We start from the raw sequence: 14,889 nt of genomic DNA, 5'->3' as shown, positions 1-14,889 counted from the left end.
ATCGAGACTTTCGTACCAGAGCAACGCAGACTCAGAGAACAGAGCAACGACAGGAGCACCGTGTCCGGGCATTCCAAGTGGGCGACGACCAAGCACCAGAAGGCCGTCGTCGACGGTCGGCGGGCGAAGTCGTTCGCGAAGCTGATCAAGAACATCGAGGTCGCGGCCAAGATGGGCGGAGCCGACTTCGAGGGCAATCCGACCCTGGTCGACGCCGTCCAGAAGGCCAAGAAGACCTCGGTCCCCAAAGACAACATCGACCGCGCCGTCAAGCGCGGTGCCGGCCTCACAGGCGATGCCGTCGACTACCAGACGATCATCTACGAGGGCTACGCGGCCAACGGCATCGCCCTCATGATCGAGTGCCTCACCGACAACAAGAACCGCGCGGCCGCCAACGTCCGCACCGTCATGAGCCGCAACGGCGGCACGATGGCCGACCCGGGCAGCGTCGCCTACAACTTCGCGCGCAAGGGCGTCATCACCGTCATGAAGACCGACGGCCTCACCGAAGACGACGTCATGGGTGCCGTCCTCGACGCGGGTGCCGAAGACGTCATCGACCAGGGGTCCGGCTTCGAGGTGCAGACCGACCCGAGCGACCTGGTCCCGACCCGCACGGCTCTCCAGGCCGCCGGCATCGACTACGACGCCGCCGACATCGAGTTCGTTCCGGGCCTCAAGGTCGAGGCCGACGTCGAGACGGCACGCAAGGTGTTCCGCCTCATCGACGCGCTCGACGACGACGACGACGTGCAGAACGTCTACTCCAACATCGACGTCACGGCCGAGGTCCAGGCCGAGCTCGACGACGACGAGTAGTCGCACGTCCATGAGGGCGGGGGCTCGGGCGTGAGCCTCCGCGTCCTCGGGGTCGACCCGGGCCTCACCCGCTGCGGCGTGGGCATCGTCGAGGTGGCCGCCAACCGGGTGCCCCGCCTGGTGTCGGTCCACACGATCCGGTCGGCCTCCGATGCTCCGCTCGAGCAGCGCCTGATGATCATCGCGCGCGGCATCGAGGCGCTGGTCGACGAGTTCCATCCCGACGCCATGGCGATCGAGCGCGTCTTCGCGCAGAACAACGTCCGCACCGTCATGGGCACGGCCCAGGTCAGCGGCCTCGCGCTGCGCGCCGCCGCCGAGCGGGGCATCCCGGTCGCGCTCCACACGCCCTCCGAGGTGAAGGCCGCCGTCACCGGCTACGGGAACGCCGACAAGAAGCAGGTCGGCGCGATGGTCGCCCGTCTGCTCGGCCTCGCCGAGGTGCCCAAGCCCGCCGACGCCGCGGACGCCCTGGCCCTCGCCATCTGCCACGCCTGGCGCCGCAACACCCCCGATTCCGTCGCAGGAACGCCTGGCGGGTCCCTCACCCCCGCCCAGCGTGCGTGGCGCGACGCCGAGAAGTCGGTCCGCACTCCTAGGCTTGGGGGATGATCTCCAGTCTCCGCGGCACAGTCGCCGTCGCCGCCGGGTCCACGGTCGTCGTGGAGGTCGGGGGAGTCGGGCTGAAGGTCGCCGTCACGCCCCAGGTCGCGCTGACGATGCCCGTCGGCACGGTCGCCCACCTGTTCACGACCCTCATCGTCCGCGAGGACGACCTCTCGCTCTTCGGGTTCCAGACCGCCGACGAGCTCGAGGTGTTCGACCTCCTCCGCGGCGTCACCGGCGTCGGCCCGAAGTCGGCGCTCGGCGTGCTCGGCCACCTCACGCCGTCGCAGATCGCCCAGGCCGTCGCCGCGGAAGACGACGCGGCATTCCGCCGAGTGTCGGGCATCGGCCCCAAGACGGCGAAGCTGATCATCGTGCAGCTCACCGGCAAGCTCGACATCCGCGTGCAGGCGCCGAGCGTCACCGCGACGACCACCACGTCGGCCGACGTGCTCACCGCCCTCATCGGCCTCGGGTGGTCGGAGCGCGACGCGGGGGCCGCGATCGATGCGGTGCTCGAAGACGCTGATCCGTCGGTGACCGGCGCAGTTCCTGCGCTCCTCAGGGCAGCGCTGACCCGCCTCGGGCCGCAGCGCGCCGGATCCACTCGATGACCGCCGCCCCGGTGGACGACGACCTCACCAACCCCGAGCCCGAGTCCGACGCCGAGCTCGCCTTCGAGGGGGCACTGCGCCCGAAGTCGCTGATCGAGTTCGTCGGCCAGACCAAGGTGCGCGGCCAGCTCGAGCTGCTGCTCAAGGCCGCAGCGATGCAGGGCCGCACCCCCGACCACATCCTGCTCGCGGGCCCTCCCGGCCTCGGCAAGACGACGCTCGCCATGATCGTGGCGCACGAGAGCAACCGGCCGCTGCGCATGTCGTCGGGCCCGGCTATCCAGCACGCGGGCGACCTCGCGGCCGTGCTGTCGTCGCTCGTGCCGGGTGAGGTGCTGTTCATCGACGAGATCCACCGCATGGCGCGGTCGGCCGAAGAGATGCTCTACCTCGCGATGGAGGACTTCCGCATCGACATCATGGTCGGCAAGGGCGCGGGTGCGACGAGCATCCCGCTCGAGCTGTCGGCGTTCACGCTGGTCGGCGCCACGACGCGCTCCGGCCTCCTGCCGAACCCGCTGCGCGACCGCTTCGGATTCACCGCGCACCTGGAGTTCTACGACGAGGCCGAGCTCGAAGAGGTGATCCGCCGGGCGGCGAAGCTGCTCGACATCGACATCGACACGGCCGCTCTCGCCGAGATCGCCGGCCGGTCGCGCGGCACGCCCCGCATCGCCAACCGCCTGCTCCGCCGCGTGCGCGACTACGCGCTGGTGCACGGTCAGGCCGCCGACATCCGCACGGTGAAGGCGGCGCTGGAACTGTACGACGTCGACGCTCTCGGCCTCGACCGACTCGACCGCGCCGTCCTCGAGACCGTCCTGACCCGCTTCGACGGCGGCCCGGTCGGCCTCAACACCCTCGCGGTCTCCGTCGGGGAGGAGTCCGACACGATCGAATCCGTGGTCGAGCCGTTCCTCGTCCGGGTCGGCCTGCTCACCCGCACGCCCCGGGGCCGCATCGCCACACCGGAGGCCTGGGCGCACTTCGGGCTGACGCGGCGCACAGGAGGGCTGTTCGACTGATGTCCTATAATCCTCGAAGGCTTCCAGCGGTCGTGTCTGATTCCACGCGGCAACACCTTCCCTCACCTGCGAAAGAAGACTGATTCATGTCGAATGCCACCACCTACGTGATGCTCGCCCTTCTGGTGGTGCTGATCTTCTTCATGTTCCGCAACCGCCGCAAGCGCGCCGCCGAGCAGCAGAACCTGCAGAGCAAGCTCGTGCCCGGCGTCGAGGTCATGCTGACCTTCGGCCTGTACGGCACGATCGTCTCGATCAACGACGACGAGAACATCGCCGAGGTCGAGGTCGCCCCCGGCACGATCATCCGCGTGCACCGCCAGACCCTGGGCCGCGTCGTCGAGCCGGTCGTCGCCGTCGACGAGCCCACCGTCGCCGAAGAGTCGTCGGCGAGCTACTCGCTCAACAAGGACTCGGCCATCCCGGCCACCGACCCCTCGTACGGCGAGCGTCTCGACCAGACTCCCACGACCGACGACGACACCAAGCACTGACAGTCCAGCGCTCGGCCTTCCGGCTGGGCACCGAACCGGCGCGGGCCGCTCCTGAGAGAGCCCGCGCTGCCTGAGAAAGCTGAGTTCCTCCGTGGCACGATCGACGCCCGCGAAGAAGGCCATTCGCTCACTGACGTGGCTCCTGATCATCATGGCCGCGATCGCCGCGCTCAATGGTGCAGCGACCATCCTGCACAAGACGACGAACACCACCGACGGGTGGTGGAGCAACGCCAGCTTCGTCCCGGAGCTCGCGCTCGACCTCCAGGGCGGCACGCAGATCACCCTCCAGGCGCAGCTGCAGAGCGGCAAGACCGTCTCGTCCGATCAGCTCAACCAGGCCGTGTCGATCATCCGCCAGCGCGTCAACGCCAACGGCGTGAGCGAGGCCGAGATCAACACGCAGGGGCGAAACAACATCGTCGTGTCGATTCCCGGCAGGCCCGACGCCGAGACCCTGAAGCGGATCGAGTCGGCCGCGCGCCTGACCTTCCGGCCCGTGCTCTACACCGAGACCGTCGCCGACTCCTCCGTGGGCGCGTCGGCGTCCGCGTCTGCGACGCCGTACGTGCCCAGCAAGACGCTCGAGGCGACTCCGACCGCGAAGCCGACCGATGCCTCCGACATCAGCTGGATCAGCGCCCGCCTGGCCGACCTCTACACGAACTACAACTGCGCCGCTCCCGACGACGTCACGAACGCGCCCGACTCCGAACCCCTCGTCACCTGCTCCACCGACGACAGCGGCGCGACGTCGAAGTTCATCCTCGGACCGGTCGAGGTCGAGGGCTCCACGATCAGCGACGCGACCAGCGGCCTCGCCACCAACTCCCAGGGCAACAGCACCGGGCAGTGGGCCGTCAACATCAACTTCAACGGCAAGGGCACGACCGAGTTCAAAGACGTCACGAGCCGCCTGGTCTCGCTGACCGCTCCGCGCAACCAGTTCGCGATCGTCCTCGACGGCCTGGTCATCACGGCCCCGTCGACGAACAGCGCCATCACCGACGGCTCGGCCCAGATCACCGGCTCGTTCACCTCCGACTCCGCGAAGACGCTCGCCGACCAGCTCAAGTTCGGCGCGCTGCCCATCAGCTTCGACGTCCAGAGCACCGAGGTGATCTCCGCCACGCTCGGCACCACCCAGCTGCTCTCGGGCCTCATCGCCGGCCTGGTGGGGCTGATCCTGGTGATCATCTACTCGATCATCCAGTACCGCGCCCTCGCCTTCGTCACGATCCTGTCGCTGGCGATCTCGGGTGGCATCACGTATCTGACCATCGACTTCCTCTCCTGGCACGACGGCTACCGCCTGTCGCTGGCGGGCGTGGCAGGTCTGATCGTGGCGATCGGAATCACGGCCGACTCGTTCATCGTCTACTTCGAGCGAATACGAGACGAGCTGCGTGACGGCAGGCCGCTCGAATCGGCCGTGGAGCACGGCTGGTCGCGCGCCATCCGCACGATCCTGGCGTCCGACACCGTCAACTTCCTGGCCGCGGTCACGCTGTACGTCCTCGCCGTCGGCAGCGTCAAGGGCTTCGCTCTCACCCTGCTGCTGACCACGCTCGTCGACATCGTCGTCGTGGTGCTGTTCACGCATCCGATGCTGCGCCTCATCGCGCGCACCAACTACTTCGGCAGCGGCCACCGGTTCTCGGGCCTCGACCCGAACGCGCTCGGTGCCGTCTATCGAGGCCGCGCCCAGTTCCGCGCTCCCGTCGAGCCGGGGCGCAAGCGCGCCGGCGGCAAGGAGGCGGCCATCCGCCAGACGATCGCCGAGCGCCGGGCCGCCGAGAAGGCCCGGGGCGACCAGGGCACCACCACGAACACGAACGACTCGGAGAAGGACTCCTGATGGCCAGCTTCTCGCAGTTCGGCAACGACCTCTACACCGGCGCCCGCTCGGTCAACATCGTCGGGCGCCGCAAGATCTGGTACGCGATCGCCGCGTTCCTGGTCCTCGCGTCGATCCTGATCCCGATCGCCCGCGGCGGGTTCCAGTTCAGCATCGACTTCACCGGGGGCTCGGAGTACCAGATCTCCGGCGTCGCCGATCCGAAGCAGACCACGGCGATCGACACGGTGACGGCGTACAAGGCCGACGCCACGCCTCTCGTCTCGGTGGTCGGCGGCGACACGGTCCGCGTCCAGGTCAACGACCTGACCACCCGCCAGACCGACGCTCTCGGCATCAAGCTCGCCGAGGCTTACAACGTGCAGGAGAAGAACGTCGCCACGTCGTTCATCGGCGCGACCTGGGGCGGCGACATCACCACGCAGGCCATTCGAGGTCTGGTGATCTTCCTGATCCTCGCCGCGATCTTCATGACGATCTACTTCCGCACCTGGAAGATGGCCGCGGCCGCCATGATCTCGCTGATCCACGACCTCGTCATCACGGCGGGCGTCTACGGCATCCTCGGCTTCCAGGTGTCGCCGGCGGCCGTCATCGGCTTCCTGACGATCCTCGGCTACTCGCTGTACGACACCGTCGTGGTCTTCGACAAGATCCGCGAGAACAACGCCGAAGACAAGAACGGCTCGGCCCGGACGTTCGGCGAGTCGGTCAACCTCGCCGTCAACCAGACGCTGGTCCGCTCGATCAACACCTCGGTCGTGGCCCTGCTCCCGGTCGCGGCGATCCTCTTCATCGGCTCGCTGCTGCTCGGAGCCGGCACGCTCCGCGACATCTCCCTCTCGCTGTTCATCGGCATCCTGGTCGGCACGTACTCGACCATCTTCATCGCGGCCCCGGTCTACGCGCAGATCCGCGGCCACGAGACGCTGATCAAGAAAGCCGACGACAAGAAGACGAAGGCGCACGAGGTCGTCTCCCAGTGAGCACTCCCACGGGCCGAGAAGAGATCACCGCTGTCGAGGCCGTCGAGGCCGTGAAGTCCGGCGCCTACCTGATCGACGTGCGCGAGCAGCACGAGTGGGACGCCGGGCACGCCCCTGACGCACACCTGCTGCCGATGTCCGAGCTCGGCGAACGCCTCGACGAGGTGCCCGATGACCGCGAGGTCCTCATCGTGTGCCACGTCGGCGGCCGCTCCTTCCGCGTCACCCAGGCCCTGCGCCAGCGCGGCATCGACGCCGTCGACGTGCTCGGCGGAATGCTCGCCTGGCGTGACGCTCAGGGCGAACTGGCGAGCGAGAACGGCGCCGAACCGTCCGTCGGCTGACGCCGAGCGCCTATCCTGGACGAAACTCGGCCGCACTGCGTCCGAGCGGCTCGAACGACGGAGGCCCGGATGACGACCGAGATCACCACGGCTGAGACACCTGCGCCCGGCGAGTCCGGTCGACCCGGCTCCGCGCCGGGCGGTCAGCCCTCCACCGCGACGCTGCGCACTCTTCTGCCGCGCCTGTTCTCGCGCAGCCAGCCCGCCGGCGCCGTCGACCGTCTGATCAAGACGGTGCGGATGCACCACCCCAAGGCCGACCTGTCGATCATCGACCGGGCCTACGTCACCGCCGAGCGCGCTCACACGGGGCAGTTCCGCAAGAGCGGCGAGCCCTACATCACGCACCCCGTCGCGGTCGCGCAGATCCTGGCCGACCTGGGCATCGGGGCCAAGACGATCGCCGCCGCGCTCCTCCACGACACCGTCGAAGACACCGACTACGCGCTCGACACCCTGCGCCGCGACTTCGGCGACGAGATCGCCATGCTCGTCGACGGCGTCACCAAGCTCGACAAGCTGAAGTACGGCGACAGCGCTCAGGCCGAGACCGTCCGCAAGATGGTCGTCGCCATGTCGAAAGACATCCGGGTCCTGGTCATCAAGCTGGCCGACCGCCTGCACAACGCGCGCACCTGGGGCTTCGTCGAGTCCTCCTCTGCCAACCGGAAGGCCACCGAGACTCTCGAGATCTACGCGCCGCTGGCTCACCGCCTCGGAATCCAGACGATCAAGTGGGAGCTCGAAGACCTGAGCTTCGCCGTGCTGCACCCGAAGCTCTACGTCGAGATCGACAGCCTGGTGAAGCAGCGCACGCCGCAGCGCGAGCAGTTCGTGCAGAACGTCATCAACGCCGTGAAGTCCGACCTCAAGTCGTCGAAGATCCGCGGCGACGTCGTCGGCCGGCCGAAGCAGTACTACTCGATCTACCAGAAGATGATCGTGCGCGGTCGCGAGTTCGACGAGATCTACGACCTCGTCGGCATCCGCGTGCTGGTCAACTCGCTGCGCGACTGCTATGCAGTGCTGGGCTCGATCCACGCGCGGTGGAACCCGATCCCGGGCCGCTTCAAGGACTACATCGCGACGCCGAAGTTCAACCTGTACCAGTCGCTGCACACGACCGTGATCGGCCCCAAGGGCCGCCCCGTCGAGATCCAGATCCGCACGCACGAGATGCACCAGCGCGCCGAGTTCGGCGTCGCAGCGCACTGGAAGTACAAGCAGCGGATGAACGGCGGCAAGGACAACCTCACCGACCCCAAGACCGAGACCGACATGGCGTGGCTCGCCCACATCTCGGACTGGCAGGCCGAGACGGCCGACCCGGGGGAGTTCCTCGACAGCCTCCGCTTCGAGATCGGCGCCAAGGAGCTCTACGTCTTCACGCCGCAGGGCAAGGTCATCGGCCTGCCCAACGGCGCGACCCCGGTCGACTTCGCCTACGCCGTGCACACCGAGGTGGGCCACCGCACCATGGGCGCCAAGGTCAACGGCCGCCTCGTCCCGCTCGAGTCGACCCTGACCTCGGGCGACGTCGTCGAGGTCTTCACGTCGAAGAATCCCGACTCCGGCCCGTCGCAGGACTGGCTGAACTTCGTCAAGAGTCCCCGCGCCCGCAACAAGATCAAGCAGTGGTTCACCAAGGAGCGCCGCGACGAGGCCGTCGAGCAGGGCAAGGACGCTATCGCCCGCGCCATGCGCAAGCAGAACCTCCCGCTGCAGAAGCTGATGAGCCAGGACTCCATCGCCGAGGTCGCCACCGCCATGCGGTACGACGACATCACCGCGCTCTACGCAGCTGTCGGCGAGGGCCACATCTCGACGCAGTCGGTCATCGAGAAGATCCTCGCGGCCGTGCAGACGCAGACCGACGACGACACCGACCTCGACCTCGAGTTCCCCTCGAAGGGCAAGCAGCGGCCGCTCCGCAACAGCGACTCCGGCGTGCTGGTCCGCGGGGCGCCCGACATCCTGGTCAAGCTCGCCAAGTGCTGCACGCCGGTGCCGGGCGACGGGATCGTCGGCTTCATCACGCGCGGCCAGGGAGTCAGCGTGCACCAGGCCAGCTGTCACAACGTGCAGAGCCTGATGACCGAGCCCGAGCGCATGATCGAGGTCTCGTGGGCCCCCTCGTCGAAGAGCGTGTTCCTCGTGCAGATCCAGATCGAGGCGCTCGATCGGTCGGGGCTGCTGTCGGACGTCACGCGCGTGCTGTCGGAGCACCACGTGAACATCCTCTCGGCGACCGTGTCCACGTCGTCCGAGCGGCTGGCCCTCAGTCGCTTCGTGTTCGAGATGGGCGACACCACCCACCTCGACCGGGTGCTCAACGCCGTCCGGCGCATCGACGCCGTCTACGACGTCTACCGCGTCTCGGGCGGCTAGGCCGAGCGGAGGCCCTGGCGCAGCTCACGGCGCACCCGCGTGCTGTCGTGCATCGCGGCGCAGTCGCCCTCGTCCTCATCAAAGGACGCCTGTTGCGCTGACAAGGAGCAGCGGCGTTCTCTGCGCGCCCGAGAAGGAATTCGCGCCCTGCGTGCACGCCCCACAAGGACGCACCCCGTCGAGATCCTCGCCAACGAACACGCATCGTGAGCGCCACAGCGCCACGACATCACAGCACGGCCGCCAGCCGCGCCGCCGCAACCCGCGCGTTCGGCAGATGCGCGCACCGCGCCAGCGCCGCCTCGCACGCCGCCCGGTCGACCCGGTGCAGCCGTGCGAGTCGGCCGGCAGCGCGCAGCGTGCCCGATCGCGATCCGCCTTCGCGCAGCAGATCGACGACCGTGCGCGCCGGCGCTGTGACCGCGACCGAGCCGAAATCGACCCGGTCGAGTTCGTCGAGGCGATCCCGGCTGCCGCGTGCCATCTCGTCGAGCGCGGGTGCACCGTCGACCGCGCCCCACACCCAGGCCGCTGAGAGCCGGGCCAGCACGGCGCCCGACTCGAGCACGCCCCGCTCGTGGACGGCCGCGGCCCGCCGCCAGGGCACGTCGAACTCCGCGACCGAGCAGAACAGCTCGTCGATCCGATAGACGTCGCCGTCGAGGGCGAGGGTCTGCAGCTCGGCGGCGGGCAGGTCGGCGGGGGAGAGCAGATGCGGGAGCGTCGTCGTCATGCCACCAGAGTGGCTGAGCGGAGACGACGACGGGCGGCCCTCCACGAATCTGTGGAGAACCGCCCGTCAGCGATGAAACTTCAGCGATGGAACTTCAGCGATGGAACGTCTGCGCCGAGGCGTCAGGAACCGAGCGCGTCGAGCCAGATGCGGCGGGCGTCCAGGGCCTCCTGGGCGTCCTTGATCGCGCGCTTGTCACCGGAGGCCTGAGCGGCCTCCAGCTCGTTCTCGAGCTTCGCGATCGCGCTCTGCAGCTGACCGGCGAGACCCTCCGAGCGAGCCTTGCGCTCCGGGTTGTTCTTCTGCCAGAAGTCGTCGTCGAGCTGCCGCACGTGACTCTCGAGCTTGCGCAGGCGGTCCTCGACCGGGCGGACCTGGTCGCGTGGCACCCGGCCGATCTCGTCGAACTTCGTCTGCAACGCGATCAGGGCGTCGCGAGCGGCGACCCGATCGGTCAGCGCGAGGATGCTCTCGCCCTCGTCGAGGAGAGCCTTCTTCGCCTCCAGGTTGACGCCGTACTCGGCTTCGTCCTGCGCGACGATCTCGTTCTTGGCGCCGTAGAGCACGTCGCCGGCGGCCTTGAAGCGGGCCCAGAGAGCGTCGTCGTACTTCTTTCCGGCGCGGCCGGCGCGCTTCCAGTCGTCGAGCAGCGAGCGGTAGACGGGAATCCCGTCGGCGCCCTTCGGGGCCAGAGCGTCGGCCTGCTCGACCAGTGCCTGCTTGCGCTGGCGCGCGTCGCGGTGAACGGAGTCGAGCTCGGCGTAGAACGCCTTGCGGTGCGTGTCGATGGTCGAACGGGCGCCGCGGAAGCGCTTCCAGAGGTCGTTGCCCTCGCCCTTGGGAATGCGCGGGCCCTCCTGCTGGTGCTTCTGCCAGCGGGCGAAGATGTCGTCGATGGAGGCGGTCACCTGCTTCCACTGCACGCGAGCCGGATCTTGCGCAGCCAGGGCCTCGGCCTCGACGACGAGACCGGTGCGGTACGCGATGGCCTCGTTCTGCGCCTCCTGCGCCTCGGCGCTCTGCTGCTGCGTGAGCTCGACCACGGTGGTGTCGAGAGCGCCGACCCTCGAGCGGAGGTTCTCGATGTCGCCGACCGCACTGGGCTCGGTCAGCGCCTCTTTGAGGTGCGCCACGGCCTTCGACACGTCGGACGCACTCGCACCGCGCTTGACGCGCTGCTCGAGGAGGGTCACCTGCCCGGCGAGCTCCGTGAACTTGCGCTGGTAGTAGGCGAGAGCCTCTTCGGGCGTGGCGTCCGGGTACTGGCCGACGGCCCGTTCGCCCTCTGCCTCGCGGACGTAGACCGTCCCGTCGTCATCGACTCGGCCCCAGGGCGCCTGATCGTTCGTAGCCACAATTCCACCTTGCTGGATCTGATCTGTCGAGGGGCGCAACTGGCGATTCGCAGTCGTCCCTAGCGATGGATGTTCAGCCTATTGCACAAGGGCGAACCCTGTGCGGACGCGTGGAGCGTGGCTACTTGATCGTGGCGGCCGTGATCGTCGTCGCCACCTTGGGCGACCCGTCGGTCTCGCTGTTGACGGCAGTCAGGCCCTTGTCGGTGATGTCCTTCTCCATCGACGACAGGCCGCTGGTGACCTTGCCGACGACGGTGTAGCCGCCGGTCGAGCCGTCGAGCACGGTCGAGCCGTAGACGATGAAGAACTGCGTGGCCTGCGAGTACGGGTCGGTCGAGCGCGCCATGGCGATGACGCCCGTGTCGTACGTGTTGTCGGCGGGCACGTTCTCCAGAGGTCCGAACGCGAACCCGGCGTCGCCCGACCCGTCCGCCTTGGAGGCGCCGCACTGCAGGAACTTGGCCGTCGCCGCGTTGCTCATCCGCCAGCAGTGCGTGCCCTCGTAGAAGTCCTTCTCGATCAGCGTGATGAGCACCGACGCCGCCTGAGGGGCCTTCGTGCCGTCGAGCTCGATCCCGAGCTCGACGTCGCCGTTCAGCGTCATCGAGCCGGTCCAGGTGCGGCTCTTCGCCACCAGCTTCGAGGGGACCTCGCCGGTGTTCGTGCCGGCGGCCGCCGTCGACGACGCCGTCGGCGTGGCGCTGGCCGAGGCCGTCGCCGAAGGCTTCGGGTCGAAGCCGCCGTTGGCGTAGACGATCTGCGTGCCGGTGCCCAGGGCGCCGATCACGACGACCGCGATGATGGCCGAGAGGTTGTCGCGGAAGCGCCGCTTGACCTGGTGCTGGTGGACCTTCTGCCGAGCCGTGTACCGCCGCAGCCTCTCGCGTGCTTCGCGGCCGTCGTTCTTGCTCGGTGTCACGGGGTGTCCTCCAGTAGGGCATCGGCTCTCAGCCTGAACTGTAACGGAGGGGCTCATCGGCCGCCTCCGGCACGCGTGCGCCGCCTCAGACTGTCGGAGGTCCGGTCTACCATGAAGCCCTATGACACCGCTTCCCACGAGCCAGGCCGTCCGGTCGAGCTCGACGCCTCTCGCCGTGCGGATGCGCCCGACGAGCCTCGACGAAGTGGCCGGTCAGAAGCACCTCCTGCGGCCGGGGTCTCCGCTCATCAAGCTCGCCTCCGACACCAGCGGGGCGTCCGGTGCCGTGTCCGTCATCCTCTGGGGCCCGCCCGGCACCGGCAAGACGACGCTCGCCCAGGCGGTCGCGCACAGCTCCGGCCGCCAGTTCGTCGAGCTCTCGGCCGTGACCGCGGGCGTGAAAGACGTCCGCGCCGTGATGGAGAAGGCCCTGGCGAACCGCGACCTCTACGGCACGACGACGGTCCTCTTCCTCGACGAGATCCACCGCTTCACCAAGGCCCAGCAGGACACCCTGCTGCCCGGCGTCGAGAACGGCTGGATCATCCTGATCGCCGCGACGACCGAGAACCCGTCGTTCTCCGTCATCACGCCCCTGCTCTCGCGATCTCTGCTGCTCACGCTCGAGCAGCTCAGCGACGACGACCTCGGCGAGCTCGTCACCCGGGCCGTCCACGACCAGCGCGGCCTCGCCGACACGGTCGAGCTCGACGACGAGGCCCTCGCGATGATCGTGCGGCTCGCCTCGGGCGACGCACGCCGCGCCCTCACCGCGCTCGAGGCGTCGGCGCAGTCGGCGTGGGCCCTCAGCGACATCGCGCGCCTGACGGCGGGGGAGGGCGACGACGACGACGCCGAGCTGCTCGACGAGGTCGACGACGGCGACGCAGTTCCTGCGCCCGAGGCGTCCACGCGGGCTGTCATCACGGCCGAGCTGGTCGCGCAGTCGGTCGACCGCGCCCTGCTCCGCTACGACCGCAACGGCGACGAGCACTACGACGTCATCTCGGCGTTCATCAAGTCGGTGCGGGGCAGCGACGTCGACGCGGCACTGCACTACCTGGCGCGGATGATCGAGGCCGGCGAAGACCCGCGCTTCATCGCCCGACGCATCATCGTCTCGGCCGCTGAAGACATCGGGATGGCCGACCCGCAGGCCCTCGTCATCGCCATGGCCGCAGCCGACGCCGTGCAGATGATCGGCATGCCCGAGGGGCGGATCCCTCTGGCCGAGGCAGTGGTCTACCTCGCCACCGCGCCGAAGTCGAACCGGTCGTACCTCGGCATCGATCAGGCCATCGCCGACGTCCGGGCGGGCAAGGCCGGTCGCGTGCCGAAGCACCTCCGCGATGCGCACTACCCGGGCGCCAAGCGGCTCGGGCACGGCAAGGGCTACAAGTACGCCCACGACTACGACTTCGGCGTGGCCGAGCAGCAGTACCTCCCCGACGAGCTCGTCGGCACCACGTACTACGACCCGACGGTCAACGGCAATGAGCGCGATGTGGCGGCGCGGCTCGAGAAACTGCGGCGTATCACCAGAGGTGATCAGTAGGCACAGGACCAGAGGTGATCAGTAGGCACAGGACCAGAGGTGATCAGCAGGCACAGGCCGCGGGGTGATCAGTAGGCACAGGACGCGGGGTGAATGACGTTCGCCCGCGTCGGTCGTGTAGTCTTTACAGGTTGCCCTTTTCGGCATCATCCATCTCTTGTTGTGCCGACCGGCGCTCGCGCGCCTGATCGACGCTCCATTTCGACAAGATCAGTGAGGAACACCTGTGTCCACCAAGTCCCGCACCCGCTCCAAGACGCGCCTCTCGCGCGCCCTGGGCATCGCACTCACCCCGAAGGCCGCCCGCTACCTCGAGAAGCGTCCGTACGCTCCCGGCGAGCACGGCCGCACCAAGCGCAAGACCGACAGCGACTACGCCGTCCGTCTCCGCGAGAAGCAGCGTCTGCGCGCCCAGTACGGCATCCGCGAGGCCCAGCTCAAGATCATCTTCGAAGAGGCCCGCAAGGCCAAGGGCCTGACTGGCGAGAACCTGGTCGAGCTGCTCGAAGAGCGTCTCGACGCCCTGGTCCTGCGCTCCGGCTTCGCCCGCACCACCGCCCAGGCCCGCCAGATGGTCGTGCACCGTCACATCCTGGTCGACGGCAAGCTCGTCGACCGCCCCTCCTTCCGCGTGAAGCCGGGCCAGATGATCCACGTCAAGCCGAAGTCCGAGTCGATGGAGCCCTTCCAGGTCGCCGCCGCCGGTGGACACCTCGACGTGCTCCCCAAGGTCCCGGGCTACCTCGAGGTCGAGATCGACAAGCTCCAGGCGAAGCTCGTGCGTCGCCCGAAGCGCGCCGAGGTCCCCGTGACCTGCGAAGTCCAGCTCGTCGTCGAGTACTACGCCGCCCGCTAAGCAGCCAGCGACGAAGAACCACCAGAGAGGGAGCAGCCCGCCACGCGCGGCCTGCTCCCTTTCTGCATCTCGGTAGGATTGACGGCAGTTCACGCAAAGGAGATCGCCCCGTGAAGTTCCTGTTCACCCTCGGCGTCGGCACCGGCCTCGGCTTCGTGCTCGCCCACCTCGTCAACCAGACGGCGAGCGGTCGCCGGTTCTTCACCGGGCTCGACAGCCGCCTCCAGGCCTTCACGACGGCCGTCGTCGACGGGTACACCACCCGCGACGCCGAGCTGCGCGACCAGGCGTAGCCCTCGTCCGCCGCTCCGCACTCCTTCCCCTCCCGATC

The 14,889-nt window shown here is 68.5% G+C and carries 15 protein-coding genes; 12 read left to right on the top strand and 3 right to left on the bottom strand.

Annotated elements, in window-relative coordinates:
- Positions 1-60: 60 nt before the first annotated feature.
- The 9 genes from AC3CBB_RS05600 (at position 61) to AC3CBB_RS05560 (ending at position 9,137) form a co-directional block, all read left to right on the top strand.
- On the top strand, positions 61-822 hold the full coding sequence (locus AC3CBB_RS05600; RefSeq protein WP_488626284.1) for a YebC/PmpR family DNA-binding transcriptional regulator: 762 nt from the start codon (positions 61-63) through the stop codon (positions 820-822).
- 30 nt (positions 823-852) lie between these two features.
- Positions 853-1,434, top strand: coding sequence for a crossover junction endodeoxyribonuclease RuvC (ruvC, locus tag AC3CBB_RS05595; RefSeq protein ID WP_488626283.1), 582 nt, complete (start codon positions 853-855; stop codon positions 1,432-1,434).
- Positions 1,431-2,042 (top strand): Holliday junction branch migration protein RuvA, encoded by a 612-nt coding sequence (ruvA, locus tag AC3CBB_RS05590; RefSeq protein ID WP_488626282.1) that lies wholly within the window; start codon positions 1,431-1,433, stop codon positions 2,040-2,042. Before ruvC ends, ruvA begins: the two co-directional genes overlap by 4 nt.
- The gene (gene ruvB, locus AC3CBB_RS05585) at positions 2,039-3,067 is read left to right on the top strand and encodes a Holliday junction branch migration DNA helicase RuvB (RefSeq protein ID WP_488626281.1); all 1,029 of its coding nucleotides are present in this window, start codon (positions 2,039-2,041) and stop codon (positions 3,065-3,067) included. The genes ruvA and ruvB overlap by 4 nt, the downstream gene beginning before the upstream one ends.
- 86 nt (positions 3,068-3,153) lie before the next feature.
- Entirely contained in the window at positions 3,154-3,561 is a 408-nt protein-coding gene (locus tag AC3CBB_RS05580) for a preprotein translocase subunit YajC (protein ID WP_488626280.1), read from the top strand.
- 91 nt (positions 3,562-3,652) lie between these two features.
- Positions 3,653-5,419 carry a protein translocase subunit SecD gene (gene secD, locus AC3CBB_RS05575; RefSeq protein WP_488626279.1) on the top strand — a complete coding sequence of 589 codons (1,767 nt, stop codon included), beginning with the start codon at positions 3,653-3,655 and terminating at the stop codon, positions 5,417-5,419.
- Entirely contained in the window at positions 5,419-6,405 is a 987-nt protein-coding gene (secF, locus tag AC3CBB_RS05570; RefSeq protein ID WP_123504617.1) for a protein translocase subunit SecF, read from the top strand. Before secD ends, secF begins: the two co-directional genes overlap by 1 nt.
- Positions 6,402-6,749 (top strand): rhodanese-like domain-containing protein, encoded by a 348-nt coding sequence (locus AC3CBB_RS05565; protein ID WP_488626278.1) that lies wholly within the window; start codon positions 6,402-6,404, stop codon positions 6,747-6,749. The genes secF and AC3CBB_RS05565 overlap by 4 nt, the downstream gene beginning before the upstream one ends.
- A 69-nt stretch (positions 6,750-6,818) precedes the next feature.
- Positions 6,819-9,137, top strand: a complete 2,319-nt coding sequence (locus AC3CBB_RS05560; protein ID WP_488626277.1) for a RelA/SpoT family protein — start codon at positions 6,819-6,821, stop codon at positions 9,135-9,137.
- A 229-nt stretch (positions 9,138-9,366) separates the two neighbouring features.
- Here the strand turns inward: AC3CBB_RS05560 and AC3CBB_RS05555 are convergent, their stop codons facing one another.
- From AC3CBB_RS05555 to AC3CBB_RS05545, 3 genes are all read right to left on the bottom strand, one after another.
- The gene (locus AC3CBB_RS05555) at positions 9,367-9,870 is read right to left on the bottom strand and encodes a hypothetical protein (protein ID WP_488626276.1); all 504 of its coding nucleotides are present in this window, start codon (positions 9,868-9,870) and stop codon (positions 9,367-9,369) included.
- A gap of 122 nt (positions 9,871-9,992) precedes the next feature.
- Positions 9,993-11,225 carry a DUF349 domain-containing protein gene (locus AC3CBB_RS05550; protein ID WP_123504614.1) on the bottom strand — a complete coding sequence of 411 codons (1,233 nt, stop codon included), beginning with the start codon at positions 11,223-11,225 and terminating at the stop codon, positions 9,993-9,995.
- Positions 11,226-11,346: 121 nt separating this feature from the next.
- Complete coding sequence (locus AC3CBB_RS05545; protein ID WP_488626275.1) at positions 11,347-12,147, bottom strand: peptidylprolyl isomerase; 801 nt, start codon at positions 12,145-12,147, stop codon at positions 11,347-11,349.
- Between the two features lie 121 nt (positions 12,148-12,268).
- Here AC3CBB_RS05545 and AC3CBB_RS05540 point away from each other — a divergent pair, with 121 nt between their 5' ends.
- From AC3CBB_RS05540 to AC3CBB_RS05530, 3 genes are all read left to right on the top strand, one after another.
- Positions 12,269-13,702 carry a replication-associated recombination protein A gene (locus AC3CBB_RS05540; RefSeq protein ID WP_488626274.1) on the top strand — a complete coding sequence of 478 codons (1,434 nt, stop codon included), beginning with the start codon at positions 12,269-12,271 and terminating at the stop codon, positions 13,700-13,702.
- Positions 13,703-13,928: 226 nt separating this feature from the next.
- On the top strand, positions 13,929-14,558 hold the full coding sequence (gene rpsD, locus AC3CBB_RS05535) for a 30S ribosomal protein S4 (protein ID WP_123504611.1): 630 nt from the start codon (positions 13,929-13,931) through the stop codon (positions 14,556-14,558).
- Positions 14,559-14,668: 110 nt separating this feature from the next.
- On the top strand, positions 14,669-14,851 hold the full coding sequence (locus tag AC3CBB_RS05530) for a hypothetical protein (protein ID WP_123504610.1): 183 nt from the start codon (positions 14,669-14,671) through the stop codon (positions 14,849-14,851).
- The last annotated feature ends 38 nt before the right edge of the window (positions 14,852-14,889 follow it).

The sequence above is a fragment of the Frondihabitans sp. OV104 genome, from assembly GCF_057787745.1.
The sequence above is the reverse complement of the archived record's forward strand: the minus strand, read 5'-3'. Positions and strand labels throughout refer to the sequence as shown.